General features: G+C 66.2%; 24 protein-coding genes. 14 read left to right on the top strand and 10 right to left on the bottom strand.

Features of this window, described 5'->3' with window-relative positions; all coding sequences use genetic code 11:
* Positions 1-4: 4 nt before the first annotated feature.
* From fliQ to rsmI, 8 genes are all read right to left on the bottom strand, one after another.
* The gene (fliQ, locus tag D5687_RS05670; protein ID WP_125198803.1) at positions 5-274 is read right to left on the bottom strand and encodes a flagellar biosynthesis protein FliQ; all 270 of its coding nucleotides are present in this window, start codon (positions 272-274) and stop codon (positions 5-7) included.
* A gap of 3 nt (positions 275-277) precedes the next feature.
* The gene (fliP, locus tag D5687_RS05665; protein ID WP_370271306.1) at positions 278-1,036 is read right to left on the bottom strand and encodes a flagellar type III secretion system pore protein FliP; all 759 of its coding nucleotides are present in this window, start codon (positions 1,034-1,036) and stop codon (positions 278-280) included.
* 1 nt (position 1,037) lies between these two features.
* Positions 1,038-1,493, bottom strand: coding sequence for a flagellar biosynthetic protein FliO (gene fliO, locus D5687_RS05660; RefSeq protein WP_125198802.1), 456 nt, complete (start codon positions 1,491-1,493; stop codon positions 1,038-1,040).
* Entirely contained in the window at positions 1,493-1,909 is a 417-nt protein-coding gene (fliN, locus tag D5687_RS05655; protein WP_125198801.1) for a flagellar motor switch protein FliN, read from the bottom strand. The genes fliO and fliN overlap by 1 nt, the downstream gene beginning before the upstream one ends.
* Positions 1,902-2,954 (bottom strand): flagellar motor switch protein FliM, encoded by a 1,053-nt coding sequence (fliM, locus tag D5687_RS05650; protein WP_125198800.1) that lies wholly within the window; start codon positions 2,952-2,954, stop codon positions 1,902-1,904. Before fliM ends, fliN begins: the two co-directional genes overlap by 8 nt.
* A gap of 45 nt (positions 2,955-2,999) precedes the next feature.
* Complete coding sequence (fliL, locus tag D5687_RS05645; protein ID WP_125198799.1) at positions 3,000-3,518, bottom strand: flagellar basal body-associated protein FliL; 519 nt, start codon at positions 3,516-3,518, stop codon at positions 3,000-3,002.
* A 155-nt stretch (positions 3,519-3,673) separates the two neighbouring features.
* Positions 3,674-4,549: a GGDEF domain-containing protein gene (locus D5687_RS05640; RefSeq protein WP_158611767.1), complete on the bottom strand. Its 876-nt coding sequence runs from the start codon at positions 4,547-4,549 to the stop codon at positions 3,674-3,676.
* A gap of 223 nt (positions 4,550-4,772) precedes the next feature.
* On the bottom strand, positions 4,773-5,672 hold the full coding sequence (gene rsmI / locus D5687_RS05635) for a 16S rRNA (cytidine(1402)-2'-O)-methyltransferase (RefSeq protein ID WP_125198797.1): 900 nt from the start codon (positions 5,670-5,672) through the stop codon (positions 4,773-4,775).
* Positions 5,673-5,814: 142 nt separating this feature from the next.
* On the opposite strand from rsmI, the gene D5687_RS05630 reads away from it, so the two are divergent.
* The 12 genes from D5687_RS05630 (at position 5,815) to folE2 (ending at position 18,846) form a co-directional block, all read left to right on the top strand.
* Positions 5,815-7,752, top strand: coding sequence for a penicillin-binding protein activator (locus D5687_RS05630; RefSeq protein ID WP_125198796.1), 1,938 nt, complete (start codon positions 5,815-5,817; stop codon positions 7,750-7,752).
* 19 nt (positions 7,753-7,771) lie between these two features.
* Positions 7,772-8,200, top strand: a complete 429-nt coding sequence (locus tag D5687_RS05625) for a YraN family protein (protein ID WP_125198795.1) — start codon at positions 7,772-7,774, stop codon at positions 8,198-8,200.
* Between the two features lie 81 nt (positions 8,201-8,281).
* Entirely contained in the window at positions 8,282-8,845 is a 564-nt protein-coding gene (locus tag D5687_RS05620; RefSeq protein WP_125198794.1) for an SIS domain-containing protein, read from the top strand.
* A 5-nt stretch (positions 8,846-8,850) separates the two neighbouring features.
* A complete protein-coding gene (locus tag D5687_RS05615) occupies positions 8,851-10,254 on the top strand; it encodes an FAD-binding oxidoreductase (protein WP_125198793.1) in 1,404 nt (467 codons plus the stop codon).
* 82 nt (positions 10,255-10,336) lie between these two features.
* Positions 10,337-11,158, top strand: a complete 822-nt coding sequence (locus D5687_RS05610) for an inner membrane protein YpjD (protein WP_158611766.1) — start codon at positions 10,337-10,339, stop codon at positions 11,156-11,158.
* Positions 11,159-11,328: 170 nt separating this feature from the next.
* The gene (locus D5687_RS05605) at positions 11,329-12,603 is read left to right on the top strand and encodes an HlyC/CorC family transporter (protein WP_125198791.1); all 1,275 of its coding nucleotides are present in this window, start codon (positions 11,329-11,331) and stop codon (positions 12,601-12,603) included.
* A 6-nt stretch (positions 12,604-12,609) separates the two neighbouring features.
* On the top strand, positions 12,610-13,992 hold the full coding sequence (radA, locus tag D5687_RS05600; RefSeq protein WP_125198790.1) for a DNA repair protein RadA: 1,383 nt from the start codon (positions 12,610-12,612) through the stop codon (positions 13,990-13,992).
* 122 nt (positions 13,993-14,114) lie between these two features.
* Positions 14,115-14,396, top strand: a complete 282-nt coding sequence (locus D5687_RS05595; RefSeq protein WP_125198789.1) for an exodeoxyribonuclease VII small subunit — start codon at positions 14,115-14,117, stop codon at positions 14,394-14,396.
* 5 nt (positions 14,397-14,401) lie between these two features.
* The gene (locus tag D5687_RS05590) at positions 14,402-15,376 is read left to right on the top strand and encodes a polyprenyl synthetase family protein (protein WP_158611765.1); all 975 of its coding nucleotides are present in this window, start codon (positions 14,402-14,404) and stop codon (positions 15,374-15,376) included.
* Positions 15,376-17,301, top strand: coding sequence for a 1-deoxy-D-xylulose-5-phosphate synthase (gene dxs, locus D5687_RS05585; protein ID WP_125198787.1), 1,926 nt, complete (start codon positions 15,376-15,378; stop codon positions 17,299-17,301). The genes D5687_RS05590 and dxs overlap by 1 nt, the downstream gene beginning before the upstream one ends.
* Positions 17,298-17,699: a 6-carboxytetrahydropterin synthase QueD gene (queD, locus tag D5687_RS05580; RefSeq protein WP_125198786.1), complete on the top strand. Its 402-nt coding sequence runs from the start codon at positions 17,298-17,300 to the stop codon at positions 17,697-17,699. The genes dxs and queD overlap by 4 nt, the downstream gene beginning before the upstream one ends.
* Positions 17,700-18,057: 358 nt before the next feature.
* The gene (gene folE2 / locus D5687_RS05575) at positions 18,058-18,846 is read left to right on the top strand and encodes a GTP cyclohydrolase FolE2 (protein WP_125198785.1); all 789 of its coding nucleotides are present in this window, start codon (positions 18,058-18,060) and stop codon (positions 18,844-18,846) included.
* Positions 18,847-19,000: 154 nt separating this feature from the next.
* Here the strand turns inward: folE2 and bamC are convergent, their stop codons facing one another.
* Positions 19,001-20,116, bottom strand: coding sequence for an outer membrane protein assembly factor BamC (bamC, locus tag D5687_RS05570; RefSeq protein WP_158611764.1), 1,116 nt, complete (start codon positions 20,114-20,116; stop codon positions 19,001-19,003).
* Positions 20,117-20,178: 62 nt separating this feature from the next.
* The gene (gene dapA / locus D5687_RS05565; protein ID WP_125198783.1) at positions 20,179-21,075 is read right to left on the bottom strand and encodes a 4-hydroxy-tetrahydrodipicolinate synthase; all 897 of its coding nucleotides are present in this window, start codon (positions 21,073-21,075) and stop codon (positions 20,179-20,181) included.
* Positions 21,076-21,348: 273 nt separating this feature from the next.
* Between dapA and D5687_RS05560 the strand changes: the two genes are divergently transcribed.
* Both D5687_RS05560 and D5687_RS05555 read left to right on the top strand, forming a co-directional pair.
* Positions 21,349-21,843 carry a peroxiredoxin gene (locus D5687_RS05560; protein ID WP_125198782.1) on the top strand — a complete coding sequence of 165 codons (495 nt, stop codon included), beginning with the start codon at positions 21,349-21,351 and terminating at the stop codon, positions 21,841-21,843.
* 50 nt (positions 21,844-21,893) lie between these two features.
* Complete coding sequence (locus D5687_RS05555; protein WP_125198781.1) at positions 21,894-23,318, top strand: PhoH family protein; 1,425 nt, start codon at positions 21,894-21,896, stop codon at positions 23,316-23,318.
* Positions 23,319-23,478 lie beyond the last annotated feature (160 nt).

Below are 23,478 nucleotides of genomic sequence, written 5' to 3'. Positions count from 1 at the left end.
TGCCTCAGGCGATCAGCGAGGGGATGTTGTGAAACAGCCGCTCGGTGAAGTCGACGATCACCTGCAGCATCCAGGGCGCGGCCAGCAGGATCGCGACCACCACCGCGATCATCTTGGGGATGAAGCTCAGGGTCATTTCGTTGATCTGGGTCGCCGCCTGGAACATGCCGATCAAAAGGCCCACCGCCAGCGCAGTGAGCAGGATCGGCATCGACAGGTACAGGATGACCGTGAGCGCCTGGCGGGTGAGATCAATAACGGTATCCGGACTCATGGCCTAGCCCCCCATATAAAAACTGGACGCGAGCGTACCCATCAGCAACGCCCAGCCGTCGACCAGCACGAACAGCATGATCTTGAATGGCAGCGAGACGATCATCGGCGAGAGCATCATCATGCCCATCGACATCAGCACCGAGGCGACCACGAGATCGATGATCAGGAACGGGATGAAGATCAGGAAACCGATCTGGAAGGCCGTCTTGAGCTCAGAGGTGACGAAAGCGGCCATCAACACGGTCAGCGGCACGTCGTCAGGCGTCTCGAAGTCCGGGTAGTCGCCGATCTCCTGGTAGAGGGCGATGTCGGTCTCGCGCGTCTGGTTGAGCATGAAGGTGCGCAACGGTTGAGCGGCCCGATCGATCGCCTCCATCGCGCCGATCTCCTCGGCCATGTACGGCCCGACGCCCTCCTCGTAGGCGGTCTGGAACACCGGCGCCATGATGAACAGCGTCAGGAACAGCGCCAGGCCGAGCAGGATCTGGTTGGAGGGCGTCTGGACGGTACCGAGTGCCTGGCGCAACAGGGCCAGCACGATGATGATGCGCGTGAACGAGGTCATCATCAGCAGCAACGACGGCAGCAGGGTGAGCACCGTCATCAGGGCGAGGATCTGCAGCGTCAGGCTGTATTGCGTGCCGCCGTCCTCACTTTCGGTCAAGGTCACCGCCGGCAGACCCGGCTCGGCCAGCACCGGGGCACTCGCGCCGAACAGACCGAAGGCCAGCAGCATCAGCAGGGAAAGCCGGCCGAACATGCTAGCCATCGTTCGAGCTCCCCTTGCTACCTTGGCCACTCGGGCCACCCTTGCCGAAGCGGGCGGCCAGCTGTGCCTGGAAGGCCTCGCCGAAGCTCGGGTTTTCCCCGTCGCGCCGGCGCGGCTCGAGCGGGGGATCGACCCAGCCGAGCGACTCGATCGCCCCCTGGCTCACGCCGACAAGCATCTGCCGATCGCCCACGGCCACCAGCAGGATGCGCTCGCGCGGGCCGATCGACATCTGGGTGAGCACCTGCATCGGGTAATTCCCCGCGCGGGCGTCCAGCCGGCCGACACGCTTGACCACCCACACCAGCGCGAACATCAGCACCAGCACCAGGATCAGGCTGATCACCAGCTTGACGAGATAGCTCGGTGCCAACGGATCGATGGCCTCGGCCGCCATGACCGGAGCTGCCACCACCAACAACATCAGGGAGAGGAGCGAGCGCATCATCAACGCAGCTTACGCAGGCGCTCGGCCGGGCTGATCACGTCAGTCAGGCGGATGCCGAACTTCTCGTTGATCACCACCACCTCGCCACGCGCGATCAGCGTGCCGTTGACCAGCACGTCCAGCGGTTCGCCGGCCAGCCGGTCGAGCTCGACGATCGAGCCCTGGTTCAACTGCAGCAGATTACGGATATTGATCGCGGTGCGGCCGATCTCCATCGAGATATTGACCGGCACGTCCATGATGACGTCGAAGTTGACCGGGTTCTCGTCATCGTCGGGATGGCCACCCTCGCTGAACTGCTCCATGCCGACCGCCTGGGCCTGGTCAGCACCACCCGGATCGCTTTCCGTGTCGCCCTGTTCGGCCATGGCCGCCGCCCAGTCATCCTCGGTGGACTTGTCGGATTCTTCAGCCATCGTCTTTCTCTCCTGATTGGTTCGCCCCGGGGATCTGCGCCCGCAGGATCTCGTTGGGATGCGCTGCCCGCTCGAGCCGCTCGGGAACCGGCTCCTCGATGCGAATCGCCTTGTTGCCCTTGAAGACTCCCATCTTGCCGCGATACAGGGGCAAGCCATCTGACGCGAGCGTCGAATACTCCGGCATCTCGAAGGGGATGACCTGCCCGACCTCCATGTTGGCGACGTCCTTGAGCGACATGCGTACGTCGGCCAGATGCGCGGTCATCTCGATCTCGGCAAAACCCAGCTCACGCTTGAGTGCCTTGGTCCAGCGCTCGTCGACCTCCAGCCGGTCACCCTGCATGCCGCCGTCAAGCAGGTCGCGGATCGGCTCGATCATCGAGTACGGCACCACGAAGTCGAACTTGCCCGAACCGCCCTCGACCTCGATGCGGAAGCTCGAGACCACTACCACCTCGGTTGCCGAGACGATGTTCGCCAGTTGCGGGTTCATCTCGTGGCTGACGGTCTCGAACAGGATCGGGTAGATGCCTGCCCAGGCGTTCTGCATCTCCTCGGTCGCCTGCTCGAGCACCCGCTTGATGACCCGCAGCTCGGTGGGCGTGAAGTCCCGCCCCTCGATCTTGGCGTGCATGCCGAACCCGCCGAAGAAGTTGTCGACCAGCGAGAAGACCAGCCGCGACTCCATCATGAACATCCCCAGCCCCTTGAGCGGACGCACGTGCATCAGCGTCATCGAGGTAGGGACGAACAGCGTGTGGATGTACTCGGAGAACTTGCTCATCTCCACGCCCTCGATCGAGATCTCGACCGAGCGACGCAGCATGGAGACCAATCGGATACGCAGGCTGCGCGCGAAACGCTCGTTGAGCATCTCGAGCGTCGGCAGTCGACCCCGGACGATGCGCTCCTGGGTTGTAAGGTCGTAGGCCTTGGCCTGGGTCGGGTCACCGACCCCCTGCTCGGTCTCGACGTCGCCCTCGTCGACGCCGTTCAAGAGCGCGTCGATCTCGTCCTGGGAGAGGATGTCGGCTTCAGACATAAGCGCCTCGCGCCTGTTGGCCCTGTGGCTCCGACCCCTGGTGCATCACTGCATCAGGAGCTTGGTGAAATAGACGTTTTCGACCGGTTGCTCGAGCTCGCTGTCGTCCTCGAGGATCCGGTTGATCTCTTCGGTCAGCGACTCCTGCAGCGACTCCTTGCCTGCCCGCGTGCGCAGTTCGGCCGAGTCGACGTCGCTCAGCACCAGCATCACGTCGTTGACGATCCGCGAGCGCTGGGTCTTGATCATTTCCTCGATCTTGGGGTCGCGGGTGACCAGATCGAGCTGCACCTGCAGCACGTTGGCATCGTTGGGCTTGCTCAGGTTGACCGTGATCGGATCGCCCAGCGAGACGGTGATCGGCGGCCCCTTGGGTTCCTCTGCCTCCTCGCTCTGCTCGGTGGTTTCCTCGCCCTCGGTCGCCGGCTTGTCGTCGCCGGTGAGCAAGAGCGTCGTCACCACGGCACCGATCGCCAGGATCACGACGATCAACACCGCGAGCAGGATCACGATCAGCTTGTTGCTACCTTTCTTTTCCGCGGTTGCCTCGTCGCCTTCGGCCATGTCCCTTACCTCGTTCGTTTTCCGGAGTTTGCCCCGTTGTCGGGGCCTGTATTCACAATCGTTTCAACAAACGCCCGCGATTCTCACGTGTTTGGCGGTGTTTTGCCACCTTGCTGCCCGAGCCCGCCTGAGGGCCGCGCCTATCAGGCACGCATCTATGCCAGGCGATCCAACCGGCGGTTGGTCCCGCTGGGCTCGGCATTGCCGTACAGCGCCTGGTCGGTGCGACGGAACCAGTCGTCCGCGTCTTCACCCTCACGGAACTGGGCCATCCCCATCCGCGCCTTTAGCGGCACTCGTTCACCGCCGGGCTCCCGCAACGGATGCTCACGAAACCAGTCGAGCACACGCGCACCCAGGCGTCGCGCGCCCTCAGACGGGGTTTCGGGCAGGATCACCACAAACTCGTCCCCACCGAGGCGATAGGCACTGTCGGTTTCGCGCAGGCAACGGTCCAACCCCTCGGCCACGCGGGCCAGCGCCCGGTCGCCGACGTCATGGCCGTAGGTATCGTTGATCGCCTTGAAGCGCGTCATGTCCAGCATTAGCAGACTCGCCTGGCCGCCATATCGCGCCACTCGGGCATGGACCGCCTTGAGCTCCAGGTCGAAGGCCCGGCGGTTCTTTAGACCGGTCAGCGCATCGTGTTCAGCGGCGATCAGGGCATGTTCGAGCATCCGCAGGTTGCGCAGCGGATAGGCGACCACAGACAGCATCTCGCGCAGCTGTGCCAGTTCGTCCTCGGCAACCGGACGGCGGCTGTACAGCCGCAGCCGGCCGAAGGGGCGGTCATCTAGCGACAAGGCAACGGGAATGGTGTGCTCGGATGGCTCACAGACCGTGCCGCAATATCGCTCGTCGTCCACCTGCCAGGAAATTGACGTCACCGCCAGCAGCCCCTCGACATGCATGCGGATCGTGTCGAGCGCCGTACCAACATTGACGCAGCGCAACAACGACTCGAGAAGCGCCTGGCCCCGTTCGCCGGCAGCCTGACGCGCAAATGGCGTCCGGTCGGCCGCGGCAGACATCCGGCGAGACGGCGATCGACCGCAAACTGAATCGTCGCTGGTGAGGTAGTAGGCCATGCGGTTAAACCCCTGAGGATGGCCGCCCATATGGACCATCGATTTGGACCGTCGCGACGGCGATAACCGCTCGCCGCGTCGATGATCACGGGGTAATGCAGCATGTGTGCCAATTCAAGGATTTCTCGCCCTGGCCGGGTCGGGCATACCGCCTGCCAAATGGTGTTCAGGACTCCTTGCGCCGCGCCAGCACCTCGGCGTAGATCGCGTTCCGCGCCAACGAGGTCGTCTTCGAGACGACCCGGGCGATGGTCTTGGGCGCGACACCTTCCTCGATCAGCGCTGAGATCAAGGCCTCGGCCTCGGCGGCCGGGGCGTCTGCCTGCTCGGCGGCCGGGGCCACCAGGAACACGAATTCACCCCGGGCGGGGATCTCGCCACCGGACAGTCGGTCGGCAAGATCGTTGAGCGAGCCGTGGGCAAACTGCTCGAAGCGCTTGGTCACCTCACGGGCCAACACGGCCGAGCGCGCCCCACCCAGGCGGTCGGCCGCCGCGGCCACGCTCTTGACGATTCGATGAGGCGCCTCGTAGAACACCAGGGTGGCCTCGACACCGGCCAGGCGTTCGAGCCGATCCCGACGCGCCTTGTCCTGGGACGGCAGAAAACCCTCGAACCAGAAGGGACGGGCCGGCAGACCGGCGGCCGACAGCGCCGCGATCACCGCCGACGCCCCGGGCACCGGCACCACCGGCACCCCCGCCTCGACCAACACACGGACCAGCACCTCGCCCGGATCGCTGATTGCCGGGGTGCCCGCATCGCTGATCAGGGCCGCGGATTGCCCTTCGCCCAGCCGGCGGCTGATGGCCTCGCTCGCGCTGCGTTCGTTGTACTCGTGCAAGGCAACCAACTCCTTGCGCACGCCGAGGTGATCCAGCAGGACGCGCGCGTGCCGGGTGTCCTCGCAGGCAATGAAATCCACCCCCTTGAGCACCGATACCGCCCGTTCGCTGATATCGGCGAGATTGCCGATCGGCGTGGCGACCACGTAGAGATGACCGGGTTCGACCCAACGACCACCTGTTTCACTCGCTGGCCGCGACCCCGCATTCGGACTGGACATTTGGTTATACTCACTCACGATTTTTCGTTTTCCTCGACCCGGCTCGACCGAACGAACCGCCGCCCCGGTGGTCCACCTCGACCGGAAGTCAGAACCGAACACCCCGGACTTGATCCGGGTCACGTTACCGGAGACGGACCGCATGCCGACACGCCCAAGCCCGCTCGCCCATTCCGCCACGCGGCTGGCCCTGTTGGCCACCCTGCTAACCGTTGGCGGCTGCGCCCAGATGACCACCTCACCGCAGGACGACCAACGACAGACCGCCCAGGTCGAGGTCGACCAGGCCATCAGCGCCGAGGATCCGGCGGCGCTCGCCCGGGCACGGATGGCACTGTCGCAGACCCTCTCCGGGGCCGCCCGCGCCGAGCAGCAGCTCAACGCGCTGGAGACGGCAATCGATGCCCATGAACTGGAACTGGCCCGCGAACTCTATCAGCAGGCCGACACCCAGGCGCGCTGGGATGCCATCAATTCCCGCCGGGCGAGCATCGCACGCGGACTGGGCGAATGGAGCAGCGGTAATCCCGAACAGGCCCGACGCACCATCCACCGCATCCCGCTCCCACTGGACCCCGACAGTGAACGCCGTCGACTGATTCTCCTGGGTGCGCTCGAGGCCGAGCTTGGCAATCCGCTAACCGCCGCCCGCTACTACGACGCCGTCGACGACCAACTCGATGACAAGGCGCGTGAAACGAACCACGCCCGCCTGTGGAACCTCCTGACCGAGGTACCGGCTGACCAACTGCGCCGCGAGGCCGAACAGACCGGCAGTCGCCAGTTTGCCGGCTGGCTGGAACTGGCATTGACCTACCGCCAGCAACCCGGACAGATTGATCGCTGGGCCGCCAACTACCCGGGGCACCCGGCCATCGAGAGCGGGCTTATGGAAATGCTCGGCGCCACCGAACCCATGGGTCAACTGACGGCACCCGCCAAGACCGGCCCGGTCGCGGTCATTCTGCCGGAGGGCGAACGCTATGCCGGCATCACCCGCGAGATCCGCGCCGGTATCGAGTTCGCCCGCGAGAATGGCGCGCTCGGTGGCCGGGAGGTGCTCTTCTTTGACTCGGGCAGCGATCGAATCGGCGCCAGTGCCGCGATCGAGGAGGCCCAGCGGGCAGGCGTGGCACTGATCATCGGCCCGTTGCTCAAGGAACAACTGGGTGCCCTGGCCAATCTGCCGGCCGGTGGGCCGCTGGCAATCGCCCTCAATTCACCACCGTCCGGCGAATCCCTGCCCGGCGGCGTGGTCAGTTTCTCGCTGTCACCAGAACAGGATGCCGCCGCCGTCGCCCAGCGCATGTGGACCGACGGTCATCGGCGCGCGGCCATCTTCTCGGCCGACCACCACCTGGGCGAGCGCACCCGCCAGGCATTCGCCAACGAGTTCGAACTGCTCGGCGGTGAGGTGGTCGATCGCGCCCGCTTCGCCTCCGGCCAGACGGATTTCTCCAGCGAACTGCGCAGCTTGCTGCGGGTTCGCACGAAATCCAATGACGGGCCGTTCCAGCCGATTATCCGCGGCGACCTTGACGCCATCTTCCTCGCCGCCAGCGGCGACGAGCTGGCCCTGGTGGTCCCCCAACTCGACTACTTCGGCGCCGACGACCTGCCGCGTTACGGCCTGGGCCTGGCCTACAACGGCAACCGGGACCGGCGCGGGGATGCCGACAAGAACGGCGTGATCATCCCGATCGCTCCGCTGTTGCTCGCCGGCACGGCCGGGCCCGAGAACCCGCTGCGCATCACCTATGAGCGGGCTCAACTGGCCGGCCCACTGCCCCGCCTGTTTGCCTTCGGCGCCGACGCGGCGGCCCTGGCCGGACGCATGGAGATGCTCCTGCAAGGCGGCACGCTGGACGGGCTGACCGGCGAGCTGTCGGTCACGGCCACCGGATTGGTCGAGCGCCAGCCGCGCTGGGGCCAGTTCCGCCAGGGCCTGATCCGGCCGCTCGACCCGACATCGGACGCGGCCCTGCCCGGTTCGCTGACCAGCCCGGCTCGACTGCCGGGGACCACGCCACCGGCCGGTCAGAACACCGACGGCTCCGGCCAGCCGACGTCGATGCCCTGAGCTCATGAAAGGCTGCGGCATGGATGCCCTACGGCGCTGGTGGCGTAACGACGATGACCCGGAGAGACGGCACGTCGGCAAGGTCGACGGTCAGGCCCACCGGCAACGGCTCGGTCAGCAGGCCGAGACATTGGCCCTGCGCCACCTGGAACGGGCCGGCCTCAAACTGCTGCGCCGCAACGCACGGGCCGGGCGCGGCGAGATCGACCTGATCCTGCGCGATGGCGACACCCTGGTCTTCGTCGAGGTCCGCGCCCGCGAAGACGGAGCGCTGGTCGCCGCCGCCGAAAGCCTGTCGGCACGCAAGTGCGCCAAGGTCCGCGAGACGGCCGAACTCCTGATCGCCAGTCAACCGGCGTGGCAGGGTCTCTACTGCCGCTTCGACGTGGTGGCGATCACGGCGCGAGGCGCGCACAATCACATCGACTGGCTGCCCGATGCCTTCTGATGTCTTGCAGGGAAACCCTGAAAAGGCATCCCCACAACAGTAATGCACGATTAAAGCCCCCACTCCACGGACCCGACGCCCATGAGCGACATCCTCGACGGCCTGAAACGACGCATCGACAATGATCTGGCCGAGATCGGCCAGCTGCTGGAGGCCGGTGCCCCTCAGGCACTGGAGGCCGCTGGCGTCATCCTCACCGCCGTGCTCAACGGTCAGCGCGTCTATGCCTGCGGCTCGCGCGAGCGCAGTGACATGGCGCATTACTTCGCCCGGCTGATGACCGGCCAACTGGAGCACCCGCGACCGGGCCTGCCCGTCATGGCCCTGTCCGAATACCCCGGCGGCAAGGAGCCGTTCGTCCGCTCCATTCGGGCACTGGGGGCCCAGAACGACGTACTGTTCGCGATCAGCTGCAACGCGGTCGACGGCATCCTGCCGGCCCTGCGGGCAGCCCACGAGCGCGACATGCAGGTGGTGCTGCTATCGGCCGGCTCCGAGGAGGTGATCGCCCCCCACCTGCATAGCCAGGATCGACTGATCTGTATCCCCACCGAGCGCCCGGGCATTGCCTACGAAACGCAGATCAAGTGCATCCACGCGCTGGTCGACCTGGTCGACCGCCAGCTGCTCGGCCTGACCGATTGAGCCCCATGACCGGACTCGACGCCTTCCTCGACCAGCTTGCCCACGTCCTGCCGGCCGAACGCATCCTCCGGGATGCCGGCTCGACCTGGGCCTACGGCATGGACAACAGCCGGGTCCATCACGCCCCGGCGGTGGTGGTATTCCCCGAAACCCATGACGAGGTGGCCGAGGTAATGCGCCTGGCCTATGCCCATCGCGTACCGGTGACGACGCGCGGACGCGGCACGGGCACGGCCGGCGGCTCGGTACCGGTACTCGGTGGGGTGGTCCTGGTCACCGACCGCATGACCGGGGTACTGGACTTTCGCCCCGAGGATCGCCTGATCGTGGCCCAGACCGGGCTGATCAACGCCGACCTGCAGCGGATCGTCGGCGAGAAGGGCTTCTTCTGGCCACCCGACCCGACCAGCAATGCCCTGTGCACCATCGGCGGCAACCTGGGCTGCAATGCCGCCGGCCCGCACGCGGTCAAGTACGGCACGACGCGCGAGAACGTGTTGGGCCTCAAGGCCGTCGACGGTCGAGGGCGGACGATCAAGGCCGGCTCGCAGACCACCAAGGGGGTGGTCGGGCATGATCTGACCCGGCTGCTGATCGGCTGCGAGGGCACGCTGGGCGTGATCACCGAGGCGACGCTCAAGCTCACGCCGCTGCCGGAAACCCGACGCCTGCTGCGCGCCTTCTACCCGGACATGCATGCCGCCTCGGCGGCAGTCTCCCGCGTGATGGCCCAGCCGGCCACCCCTGCGGCGATCGAATTCATCGACGGCAATGCCCTCGACCTGCTGCGCAAGAACTCGGCCGTCGAGATCCCGGCGACCGCCGGGGCCATGCTGATGATCGAGGTCGACGGCGACGAGAGCGGCATCGACGCGACGGTCGAGCGGGTGGTTTCAGCGGCAAACTCCGCCGATGCCGATATCGCCGTCGCGCAGACCGCCGAGGAACAGGCGCGACTGTGGGCCGCTCGCAAGGCACTTTCGCCCACCCTGCGCCAGGTCGCGCCGAAGAAGATCAACGAGGACGTGGTCGTGCCGGTCTCGCGCATCCCGCGGCTGATCGAGACCCTGGATGACATCGCCACCCGCCACGCCATCACCATCGTCAGTTTCGGCCACGCCGGTAACGGCAACATCCACGTCAACCTGCTGGTCGACCCGGACGACCCGGCGCAGATGGCCGGCGCCGAGCAGGCCCTGGACGAGGTATTCGACGCGGTACTGCGCCTGGACGGCACGCTCTCGGGCGAACACGGCATCGGGCTGGTCAAGCGCGAGTTCGTCGCCCGCGAGATCCCGCCGGATTCGCTCGACCTGATGCGGGGCATCAAGGCCGTCTTCGACCCGGCCGGGATTCTTAACCCGCACAAGAAACTGCCCGACCGACCCGACGAGGCGTTGCCGCACTGACTCTGTGGCAGACTGTGTCGTCGATCGACACCAACCCCCGACCCGTCTGATCCGGGGCCCGTTTCCAGGAGGAGCGTCCCACGTGGACCACAGCGTGACCTTTCTCGCCATCGCGACCATCACCGGCTTTGTCCTTGCCACCGTCCTCCTGCTGGTGGACCAGTGGCAACGGCTCGAGCGGGTCTCCTTTCGTCTGCCCGGCCTGCTGATCGCGGTGGCGGCCCTGGTGGGTCAAGGTGCCCTGCTCTATCAATTGGGATTCCAGACGGCACCGACCGCACTCAACCTGAGCGTGCTCAATGCCCTGGCCACCGTGTTCGGCCTGGCGAGCGCGATTACGGTGATCAGCGCCTTTCGCGAACGGCTCGAAGGCATCGCGGTGGTGCTGCTGCCGGTCACGGCCCTGACGGTCTTTCTCACCGTGTTCGTGCCGGAATCGAACGTGCCCATCCGCACCGGTGAGATCGCCCTGGATGCGCACATCCTGATTTCGCTGTCAGCCTACGCCCTGCTGACGCTCGCCGCCCTGCAAGGCGTGATGCTGCTGATCCAGCACCAGGCACTGCACGGCCATCACCCGGCCGGCTGGGTCCGCCGACTGCCGCCGATGGAGTCGGTCGAGCAGTTGATGTTCCGCTTTATCGTGATCGGCTTTCTGCTGCTCACCCTGGCGCTGGTCACCGGCTTTCTGTTCCTCGAGAACATCCTGGCCCAACACCTGGTGCACAAGACCGTGCTCTCGGTGATCGCCTGGGTGGTCTTTGCCGTACTCCTGGCAGGCCGGCACATCGCCGGCTGGCGCGGCCGCACGGCGGTGCAGTGGACCCTGGCCGGCTTTATCCTGATGGGCCTGGCCTATTTCGGCACCAAGATCGTGCTCGAGTGGATCCTCAATCTCGAGTGAGCCGATCACTGACTCGATAACCCGCTCGACACGGTCCCCTCGTCACGCGATTGGCCAGCCCTCGGATCGAACACGCTTACGGTTGGTGACCCGACCATGTCGAACCGGCTCGAAATGCCGGGAGCTTCGCCGTACACTTCCGGCTGGTTCAATCACAAGCGTCACCACTCTTGAACGAAATACCCTTAGGTTTTCTGTTCACGGCCCTCGCCGTGCTCATCGTCCTGTCCGCCTTTTTCTCCAGCTCGGAGACTGCGCTGATGGCGCTCAACCGCTACCGGTTGCGCCATCTGGCCAAGCAGGGTCAACGCGGGGCGATACTCGCCTCGCGGCTGCTCGCCGAACCCGATCGACTGATCGGACTAATCCTGCTGGGCAACAACTTCGTCAACATCCTTGCCTCGTCCATCGCCACCGTGATCGGCCTGCGGCTGTTCGGTGACTCGGGGATTGCCATCGCCACCGGGGCGATGACCTTCCTTCTCCTGATCTTCGGCGAGGTCGCGCCCAAAACCGCCGCCGCGGTCTTCCCGGAGCGATTCGCCTTCCCGGCGTCGTTCGTCTATTCGTTCCTGATCCGCCCGCTGCGCCCGGTGATCTGGCTGATCAACTGGCTTGCCAACGGCCTGCTGTCGATCTTCGGCCTTCACCCGAGCGGCGCCGGGTCGAACGCCCTGACCCGCGCCGAGCTGCACACCATCGTGCGCGAGTCGGGGCAGCGCCTGCCGGATCTGGACCAGAACATGCTCCTGTCGGTGCTCGAGCTCGGCCAGGCCAGCGTCGAGGACATCATGATCCCGCGCGCCGAGATCGTCGGCATCGACATCACGCAGGACTGGGACGACATCCTCGACCAGCTGATCCACGCCCAGTACTCGCGGCTGCCGGTGTTCGAGGGCTCGGTCGAACACACCATCGGCATCATCAACGTCCGCCGCCTGATCGGCCCGCTGATCGACCAGAGCCTGACGCTCTCGCGTCTCAAGCGCCGGCTGGCCGAGCCCTACTACGTCCCCGAGGGCACGCCGCTGACCACCCAGCTGCTGAACTTCCAGCGACAGGAACGCCGCTCGGCGCTGGTGGTCGACGAATACGGCGACATCCAGGGCCTGGTGACGCTCGAGGACATCCTCGAGGAGATCGTGGGCGAGTTCACCACCTCGCCCGAATCGGATCACGAGGGGATCACCCTGCAGGACGACGGCCGCTATATCGTGCGCGGCAACCTGCCCATCCGCGAGATCAACCGCGAGCTCGAGGTTGAGCTGCCAACCGACGAGGCCAGCACGCTCAACGGCCTAGTGATCGAGCAGCTCGAATCCCTGCCCACCGTGGGTGCCGCCGTCGAGCTGCCCGATGCCCATATCGAGGTGCGCACGGTCAGAAAGCGCGCGGTCGATACCGCCCTGATCACCACCTTCAAGCGCGACGACAGCGGGATCTAAGGCACCATGGCGAAGAAGAGCCAGACCGCCTTCGTCTGCCGCGAGTGTGGCGCCGACCATCCCAAGTGGGCCGGTCGCTGCACGGAATGCGGTGCCTGGAACAGCCTCGCCGAGATGCGCCTGCCGGGCGGCAAGTCGCCCACTCGCGAGGTGGCCGGCTATGCCGGCGAGGCCGCGCGCATCACGGCCATCGGCGAGGTCGAGGTCTCCGAGACCCCGCGCGAGTCCAGCGGGCTGGGCGAGCTCGACCGCGTGCTGGGCGGTGGGCTGGTGCCCGGCTCGGTGGTGCTGCTCGGCGGCGACCCGGGCATCGGCAAGTCCACCCTGTTGCTGCAGACGGTACTCGGCCTGCAGGACCGCATCGAGTGCCTGTACGTCACCGGCGAGGAATCCCTGCAGCAGGTGGCCCTGCGTGGCCGTCGATTGGGCAACGATCTTGCCGGGCGGGCCGGCGAACTGACCCTGCTCTCCGAGACCCGCATCGAATCGATCCTCGCGGCCTGCTCGAAATCGCTGCCCGGACTGATGGTGGTCGACTCGATCCAGACGCTCTACACCGAGGAGCTCTCCGCCGCACCGGGCTCGGTCTCGCAACTGCGCGAGGCCACCGCCCAGCTGGTGCGCTTCGCCAAGCGTCACGACGTGATCGTGCTGATCGTCGGTCACGTCACCAAGGAAGGGGCGCTGGCCGGCCCGCGGGTGCTCGAGCACATGGTCGACACCGTGCTCTACTTCGAGGGTGATCCCGGCGCGCGTTTTCGCGTGATCCGCGCGGTCAAGAACCGCTTCGGCGCGGCCAACGAGGTCGGCGTGTTCGGCATGACCGATCACGGCCTCAAGCCCGTTTCCAATCCCTCGGCAATCTTTCTCTCTCGCCACGAGAAGCCGGTGCCGGGTAGCGTGGTGATGGTCACCCGCGAGGGCACCCGGCCGATGCTGGTCGAAGTCCAGGCACTCGTGGCCGATCACCCGGGAGGCGGCTCGCGCCGGCTGACGGTGGGGCTGGACCAGAACCGGCTGGCGATGCTGCTCGCCGTACTGCATCGTCACGGCCAGGTAGCGCTGTTCGACCAGGACGTGTTCCTCAATGTGGTCGGCGGCGTGCGCGTCAACGAGACCGCCGCCGATTTGGCCAGCCTGATCGCCATGCTCTCGAGCTTCCGTGACCGCCCCCTGCCGCAGGGGCTGGTGATCTTCGGCGAGGTCGGACTGGCCGGCGAGATACGCCCGGTCCCCGGCGGCCCGGAACGACTGACCGAGGCGGCCAAGCACGGCTTTACCCGCGCGATCGTGCCGCGTGGCAACAAGCCGCCCAAGCCGATCGACGGCCTGGAAGTCATCGCCGTGGCGCATCTCGACCAGGCCATCGAGGCGGTCGACACCTTCTGAATCCGTGCCGATCCGATCGACGGCTTTGGTCGCACCCCCCTCGTTCCCGCAGAGACACTATCGATTCGTGCAGAGGTTCTCTAGGACGATATAATCCTCGCCGGCTATCCGAGAGGCTTCCCATGGATTCTTCCCCCGCATCCAAGACCATCCGTTCGCAAACCGTCGAGAGCGGCGATCCGTCCGCGATCACGCGCTACGAGCAGGCCCTGACCGAGCTCGAGCAGATCGTGGCACGCCTGGAGAGCGGCGAGCAGAGCCTCGAGCAGTCGCTCAAGGACTACGAACGCGGCGTCGAACTCGAACGCCAGTGCCAGCGGGCCCTCGACGAGGCAGAGCGGCGGGTGGCGGCGATCAATGACCCGGCCCGCGACGAGTCCGGACGCGACGAGCGCTCGTCCTGACGCCCGTGACCCACGCCACGCCCCACGCCCCGCACAGCACCCTGGCCGCACCCGATGGTTTCGACACCTGGCTGACCGCGTTCCGCGACCAGGTCGAGGTGCGCCTGACGGCCGCGCTCGACCGCCAACTTGCCGACACCCCGCCTCGACTGGCCCACGCCCTGCGTCATGCCAGCCTCGACGGCGGCAAGCGCTTCCGCCCGGCCCTGGTCTTTCTCGGCAGCCTCATCGGCCGCCCGTGGCCCGAGACGGACGAGGCGGAATTCGACGGCCTGTGGCCGGCGGCCATCGCCGTCGAACTCGTACACGTCTACTCGCTGGTCCACGATGACCTGCCGAGCATGGATGACGACGACCTGCGCCGCGGGCGCCCCACCCTGCACTGCGCCTTCGACGAGGCCACCGCGATCCTCGCCGGGGACGCCCTGCAGAGCCTGGCCTTCACGACAGTGGCCGAGGCGCAGGCCGACCCTGCAATCCGACTCGACTGGACGCGCCGCCTCGCCGCGGCGATCGGCCCGGCGGGCATGGTCGGTGGCCAGGCGATCGATCTGGCCCTTGCCGGTCAGGCGGGTGACGACGACGCCCCGGATCTCGCTCGACTGGCCGACCTGCACGATCGCAAGACCGGCGCACTGATCCGCGCCTCATTGATCATGGGCGCCCGCTGGGCGGGCCTGCCGGACCGCCAACTCCGGCTGGTCGACGGGTTCGGTCGCCTGCTGGGCCGGGCCTTCCAGATCCAGGACGATATCCTCGATGTCACCGGTTCGGCCGAGGACCTGGGCAAGACCCCGGGCAAGGATGCCGCGGCGGACAAGTGCTCCTACGTCACCGTCGCGGGACTCGACGGGGCACGCCGCGAGCTCGACGATACCGTGCGCCATGCTCACGCCCTGCTCTGGGAACTGGCCACCCTCGGCGCCGACGGCCAAGCGTTGAGCGCCTGCCTCGATTTCGTCACCCGGCGGCGCTACTGATGCCGCTCTCCCCCCGACAGACGCACCTGCTGGACCTGATCGAGCGGCCAGCCGACCTCCGGGCGCTTTCGCGCGGCTCGCTCGCCGCACTCGCCGAGGAGATGCGCCATGCGCTGCTCGAACAGGTCGAGGCGACCGGCGGGCACCTGGCCGCCAATCTTGGCGTGGTGGAACTCACGCTGGCACTCCACCGGGTCTTCGACACCCCCTACGACCGGCTGGTCTGGGATGTCGGCCACCAGACCTACCTGCACAAGATGCTCACCGGTCGCCGCGCCTGGATGAGCCAATTGCGCCAGCACGGCGGCCCCGCCGGCTTCACCCGGCGGGCGGAAAGTGAATACGACCCCTTCGGCGCCGGTCACTCGAGCACCTCGATCAGCGCGGCGCTCGGCATGGCCCTGGCCGCCGAGCGCAAGGGCGAAGACCGCCAGGCAGTGGCGATCATCGGCGATGGCGCCATGACTGCCGGGCAGGCCTTCGAGGCGCTCAATCACGCCGGCGACCGCCAGGCCAATCTGCTCGTCATCCTCAACGATAACGAGATGAGCATCTCGGCGAATGTCGGCGCGCTTAACCAACACCTGACTCGTCTGCGCAGCAAACCGGTGATCGAGCGATTCCGGCATTCCGGCGAGGAGATACTCGCCCAGGCCGGGCCGCTGGGCGAATTGCTCGGCTCGACCCGCGCCGGGCTGCGTGACGGCATGCGTCACCTGCTGGGCACCTCGAGCCTGTTCGAGGAACTGGGCTTTCGCTATTTCGGCCCGATCGATGGTCACGATCTCGACACCCTGCTCGACACCCTTACCAACCTACGTGAACAGCACGGGCCGCGCCTGCTGCACGTCGTCACGCAGAAGGGGCGCGGCCTGGTCCCGGCCGAACGCGACCCGGTCGGTTTTCACGGCGTGGGACGCAACGGTGTCAGTCGGGCGATGGCCACGTCGGCTGACAAACCGGCCAAGCCCGCCGGCCCGCCGACCTGGACCGAGGTCGCCGCCGCCCGACTCGAACACCACGCCGAACACGACGAGCGCGTGATCGCGATCACCCCGGCCATGATCGAGGGCTCCGGGCTCAAGGGGTTTGCCGCCCGCTTCCCGAAGCGCCTCTATGACGTCGGGATCGCCGAGCAGCACGCGGTCACGCTGGCCGGAGGCCTCGCCACCGAGGGCATGCGCCCGGTGGTCGCCATCTACTCGACCTTCCTGCAACGCGCCTGGGACCAGGTGATCCACGACATCGCCCTGCAGGACCTGCCCGTCACCTTCCTGGTCGATCGCGCCGGTTTGGTGGGACCGGACGGCCCCACCCACGCCGGCAGCTTTGACCTGGCCCTGGGGATGAGCGTGCCGAATCTCGCCATCGCCGTCCCGGCCGATGCCCAGGATCTGACCGCGGCGATCGACTGGGCCCTGGCACACGACGGCCCCTGTCTCGTCCGCTACCCCCGCGATAAATGCCCGGACCACTTGGGCGGCCGACCGTTGGCCGAGGGCACCACCGCCCCGACGCTGCTGCGCCACAGCGCGGCGAACGCGCCTCGGCGCGTCTTGATGATCGGTATCGGCGCGATGGTCGAACGACTGATCCCGATCAGCGAGGACCTGGATGCCACGCTGGTCAACCTGCGTTGGGCCCGGCCGCTCGCCATCGAGCCGCTGGCCGAACTCGCCGCGGAACACGACGCGGTGGTGACCGTCGAGGAAGGCGCGCGCATCGGCGGGGTCGGTAGCGAGCTGTTGCTGGCGCTGGCCGAGCAAGGCGTGAGTCGTCCCGGCCTGCGCCTAGGAATCGAGGACCGCTTCATCGAACATGGCAGCCGCGAGGAATGCCTTGCCGACACCGGGCTTGATTCTGGATCGATCGCCGCTAGTATCGCCGCATTTATAGGGGACCCAGACAAGGTGAGCGCCACATGAGCACTGCGTATTCGCTGCCGTCAGGGGGCAGCTACACCCTGACCACCGAGGTGGAATTCGCCGCCGCCCACCGGCTGCATGGCTATGACGGCAACTGTGCCCGACTGCACGGCCACAACTGGCGCGTGGTGATCGAGGTCACCGGCCAACGGCTCGACCAGGTCGGCATGGTGGTGGACTTCAAGGTCATCCGGGCCCGCGCACGCGAGATCGCCAAGGAACTCGATCACGCCTACCTCAACGAGGTGCCGCCCTTCGACACGGTCAATCCCACCGCCGAAAATCTGGCCGCCTACTTCCACCAGGCCCTGGCCACGACCTTCGACACGGAGGCCTACCGGGTCTCAGCCGTCACGGTCTGGGAAAACGCGCGCTCGGCGGTCACCTTCCGCCCCTGAGGGAAACCCTGCACGAATGCCATACCGCTCTGCGTGCCTTGAGCCGGGCAGATGCAAGGCGTTCGTCCGCCGCGAAAGGGTTGTTCCCTTTCCAAGGACGACAACGCAGCAGATGCCCTGCTCAAGGCGCGCCCGTCGGGGCCTGGCGAGTCGCCCGTGCTCCGTGTTGCGATGTCTTGACGTGGCCACCGACACGCCGGCGACATCGCGCCTTGATCACGAACGACTCGCCAAGCCAGAGTGGCATGGCATTCGTGCAGAGTTTCCCTGAGCCGCCCGGCGAAGCGCGCAACGGCGTGCTAGAGTCGGGCCCCGAAACGGCACTGCCCCACCCACTCACACAGCGTTTGAACTGCCCATGAACAGCCACGACATGCCCGATGTCCAGTCCAGCCACGATGCACGCGATATCGCGATCGACCAGGTGGGCATCAAGGCGATTCGTCATCCCATGACGTTCCTCGACCACGGCCAGGAACACCCGACGGTCGCCGAGTGCCAGCTGACCGTCGGGCTGCCGGCCGACAAGAAGGGCACCCACATGTCGCGCTTCGTGGCGCTGCTCAACGAGGGGCCACTGCGGCTCTCTGTCGAGAGCCTGGCCGAATGGACCGAGGCCATGATCGAACGACTGGAGGCACACTCGGGCGAGGCGCACTTCGCGTTCCCCTACTTCATCGCCAAGGACGCCCCCGTCAGTGGCCAGGGGGCGATGATGGATTACGACGTCACCCTGATAGGACGCGTCGAACACGGCCGGGCACACGTCGGCCTGAAGCTCGTGATCCCCGTCACCAGCCTCTGCCCCTGCTCGAAGGAAATCTCGGCCTACGGCGCGCACAACCAGCGCTCGCACATCACGGTGGAGACCGAGATCAGCGATCCGGCCCTTTCGTTGCGCGACCTGATCACCGCGGTGGAAGACCAAGGCTCCTGCCCGCTGTGGGGGCTGCTCAAGCGCCCGGACGAAAAGTGGATCACCGAGTACGCCTTCGACAACCCGAAGTTCGTCGAGGACATGGTGCGCGACGTCGCCAATGCGCTGGAAGGCTACCCGGGGATCAACGGCTTTTCGATCAGCGTCGAGAACTTCGAGTCGATCCACAACCACTCGGCCTGGGCCGTGATCCATCGGCCGGGTCGATAACCGGACCGATCACCCAGCAATAACGCGGGTGACGAACCGGCACTGAGCCCGACGGCACACTCCTCGCACCGTCTCGGCAACCGAAAAAGCCCCGTCTCGGCGAGACGGGGCTTTTTTGTGAATCGCGGTCGGGCCCTCGGCGGGCCCGCCGAGATTACTCGAGTTCCGCGTTGATCTTGGAGAGGATCACCGCCCGATCCTGCGGCAGGGTGCCGCCGGCGATATTGATCCGCTCGATGCGCACGTCGGTACCGCCATCACGCCGCGGCTCGACCTCGAGGGTCAGGTGCAGGGTCATGTCGGCGTCCTTGTCGATGGTTACGCCGCGCATCACGATGCCTTCGTAAAGGCCCTGCGGGTAGCTGTGCTTGACCTCGATCTCGCCCTCGTCCTGATTGCGCGAGACCGGATCGAAGCCGAGGCGATCCAGCGCCAGGCCGACACGATTCCAGGCTCGCGGGAAGGATTGGCTGACCTCGATGTAGCGATCCTCGGGCTCGTCGCCGGTGATCACCTTGGAGCGGGAGGAGAATTTCTGACCCACCAGGGCACGAGCCTCCTCGGCATCGTTGCCCGAGAGATACGCCGCCAGGCGCGACATGGTCTCGGCGGTCATGGCCGAGGAATCGACGGCGTTGCTGTACTCGAAGGTAGTGCTTTCGTCACCCGGAACCAGCGGCTCGTCGCCGGTTAGCTCACGCTTCTGCCCGGTGACGAATACCAGGGTCTCGCTGTCGCCCTCGCCCCGTTCGATACGCAGACGCACCTTCTCGATAGAGTCCGGCTTGAACAGCGTATCCCGGGCGATCTTGAGGAAGCTCATGATGTTGAAACCGCCCCCATCGTTGCTGGCCACGCCAGTCCAGTCCGTCTCGATCAGACCGACGCCCGGCTCCAGCCGACGAATGGAATAACCCTCGTCGCGCAGAAAGCCCTGCAGCTTCGGCCAGACGGAGTCGGGATTGGTGCCCACGACCAGATAGCGGCTACCCGGCTCGCCGGCCACCCGGATGTCGGTGCCCGTTGCCAGGACGCCACCATCCTGGTTGCGCGACATCTGCTCGGCCCGGGCCGAGGCGATCTCCGGCAGGGCAACCGATCCACCGGCGGCCGGGGCGGAAAACGCCGGCGGCACTTCCAGTTGCGCGGCACGGTCGGCCTCGCGGTCATCGTCGCCGCCGATGAACGGAATGCTGGAGCAACCGCTAATCAGGCCCGTGGCCGCCAGTGCGGCGAAGGTCAACATCCGGGAGGGGGTGGGGTATCGCATGCCTGTTCGGTTCCAGTGTCTTGTTTGAGTGTCGGGTGTCTGAAATATGAGAGCGGGTCTGGTCAATCGGACTCGAGGCAGCCCGCCTCGTTCAGCGCCTGCTCGAGACCCGCATGGCAGTAGCCATCCAGCGGGGTAAGCGGCAGGCGCAACGTCGGTCCGATCAGGCCCATGCGGTGCAGGGCCCATTTGACCGGAATCGGATTGGTCTGGCAGAAAAGCTCGCGATGCAATGGTGCCAAACGGGCGTCCAGCGACTCGGTCGCCCCCTCGTCACCCGCGAGTGCGGACTCGGCCATCTGCGCCATCAAGGCCGGCGCGACGTTGGCGGTCACCGAGATGCTGCCCTGGCCGCCTCCGAGCATACAGGCCGCCCCCAGATTGTCCTCGCCACTGTAAACGGCGAAGTCGTCCGGACCACGCTGGATGATGTCGCGCATGCGCTCGATCGAGCCGGTAGCCTCCTTGATGCCGACGATATTCCGGTGCTCGGCCAGCGACAAGGTCGTGTCCGGCGCCATGTCCACTGCCGTGCGGCCGGGGACGTTATAGAGAATCATCGGCAGATCGACCGCGTCGGCGATCGCCCGGAAGTGCTGCTTGAGGCCTTCCTGGGTGGGCTTGTTGTAGTACGGGGTGACCGACAGATGCGCGTCGGCACCCGCGGATCGGGCACCACGCGCCAGGGCGAGCGCCTCGCGAGTGGAGTTCGCGCCGGTGCCGGCAATCACCGGCACGCGGCCGGCGGTGAGGTCCACCGTGGCACGGATCACGGCGATGTGCTCCTCGTAGTCGAGGGTCGCCGACTCGCCCGTGGTGCCGACCGCGACGATCGCGTGGGTCCCGGCGGCAACGTGCCACTCGATCAGGCGTTTGAGACCGACATAATCCACTGCGCCGTCTTCGTGCAATGGGGTGACCAGGGCCACCATGCTGCCGGTAATCGTTTTCGCCGCCATGTCGCCTCGCGTGTTTGTAGTCGCCTACGGATCAGTGGATCGCGGCCGTCCTGCCCCGTTGAGAGCCTTGCGGGAGGTCCTCTAAAGGGCGGGGCCAAACTCGCATAGTACCGGCAGTTATCCGCCAGTGACAAGCCGGGGCAATGGTGGCTCCACGCCGCATCGTCATAGCCCGCACGGGCCGTCGGACGACTGCTATATTGATCACAGGAACCAACCGCCGGATAGCCGGTTTCATCCCATCGTCATAACCGAGGAGTTCCATCGAGCCCAATGAGTAGCCAGAGCAGCGCCACGCCCTCCCCCGAACCGCGCCCGGACCAACCCGCCCCGGACTTCACCGGCCAGACCACCGACGGCGAAACGCTGGGATTGGCGGACTTTCGCGGTACCCCGCTGGTGCTCTATTTCTACCCGCGCGACAACACGCCCGGTTGCACCACCGAGGCACGGGACTTCCAGGCGGCCCTGCCCGCCTTCACGGCGGCCGGCGCCCGGGTCGTCGGCGTGTCGAACGACGACGCGACCAGCCATCGCAAGTTCTGCGACAAGCAGGGCATCGACTTCCCGTTGATCGCCGACACGGACCGCTCGGTCAGCCAGGCCTTCAACGTCCTGCGCATGAAGAACATGTTCGGCAAGCGCTTCGAGGGTATCGAGCGCAGCACCTTTCTCATCGACGCCGACGGCGTGATCCGACAGGCTTGGCGCAAGGTCAAGGTGCCGGGCCACGTCGAGGCGGTACTCGACGCGGTCAAGGCCCTTTAAGAAGGCCGACAGCCCGCCTTTAACCACCAGCAGGGAGCAAGACCCACGCGATGATCAACACCACCCGCAAGAACCGCTGCCTGTTCATCCTCGACACCAACGTGCTGATGCACGACCCCACCGCCCTTTACCGCTTCATGGAGCACGACATCTACCTGCCGATGATCGTGCTCGAGGAGCTCGATGCCGGCAAGAAGGGCCAGTCCGAGACGGCCCGCAACGTCCGGCAGGTCAGTCGGTTCCTCGACGACATGCTCACCGACGTCGACATCGCCACGATCAACGATGGCCTGCCCATCCACACCGCCCTGCACGCGCAGTCGGAAAGCACATTGAAACCGACCGGGCGGCTTTTCCTGCAGACGCGCGAGGAGAGCAACGACCTGCCGGTGAGCCTGCCGGGCAGCCGTGCTGACAATCAAATCCTCGGCATCACGCTGGCCCTGCAGGAGCGAGTCACCGACCGCGAGGTGATTCTGGTCTCCAAGGACATCAACCTCCGTATCAAGGCGACTGCCGTCGGGTTGAAGGCCGAGGACTACCACAACGACCAGGTCCTCGATGACGTTTCGCTATTGCATACCGGCCACGAGAGCCTCGGGCCGGACTTCTGGGAGGCGCATGGCGAGGCGCTCGAATCCTGGCAGGACGAGGGCCGCGTCTTCTATCGCATCCACGGCGCCGACACCGCGGAGTGGTACCCGAACCTCTACCTGCGACTGGAGGCACCCTCACCGTTTACCGCCGTGGTGCGCGAGGTCGAGGCCGACGGCACCGCCGTGCTGGAGAGCGTCACCAATTACCAGCAGGAGCGACACTCGATCTGGGGCATCACCGCCCGCAATCCGGAACAGAGCTTCGCCCTCAACGCCCTGATGGACCCCGAAGTCGATTTCGTCAGCCTGCTCGGCCAGGCCGGCACCGGCAAGACCCTGCTGACGCTGGCCGCCGCCCTGACCCAGGTACTGGAACAGAAGCTGTTCACCGAGATCGTGATGACCCGCGTGACCATCCCGGTCGGCGAGGACATCGGCTTTCTGCCCGGCACCGAGGAGGAGAAGATGACGCCGTGGATGGGCGCGTTGATGGACAACCTCGAGGTGCTCGCCAAGACCGATGGTGGTGGGGGCTCCTGGGAGCGCGCCGCCACCAACGATCTGCTGCAGTCGCGCATCAAGATCCGTTCGCTTAACTTCATGCGCGGCCGGACATTCCAGAACAAGTTCGTCATCATCGACGAGGCACAGAACCTCACCGCCAAGCAGATGCGCACCCTGATCACCCGTGCCGGACCGGGCACCAAGATGGTCTGCCTGGGCAACATCGCCCAGATCGACACCCCCTATCTCACCGAGACCAGCTCGGGGTTGACCTTCGTGGTCGACCGCTTCCGCGGATGGCCTCATGGGGCGCATGTGACGCTGACCCGTGGCGAACGCTCGCGTCTGGCCGAGTTTGCCGCCGAGGTGCTCTAAGAAAGCCTCGAAAAGGCCACAAATCGGCCGAAAAAGACCCGTCGCCCGTGCCATTGCGGGCGCTTTTCGCTCCATCAAACCGCGACATGACAGGGCTGGATAGCCAAATTAAGCCCCTTTATCAGGAGTAAATTAATCAAGTTTGTAAGCATGTACTAAT

This window comes from Guyparkeria sp. SCN-R1 (assembly GCF_003932495.1).
Lineage (GTDB): Bacteria > Pseudomonadota > Gammaproteobacteria > Halothiobacillales > Halothiobacillaceae > Guyparkeria.
This window is presented reverse-complemented; position numbering and strand designations above follow the sequence as displayed.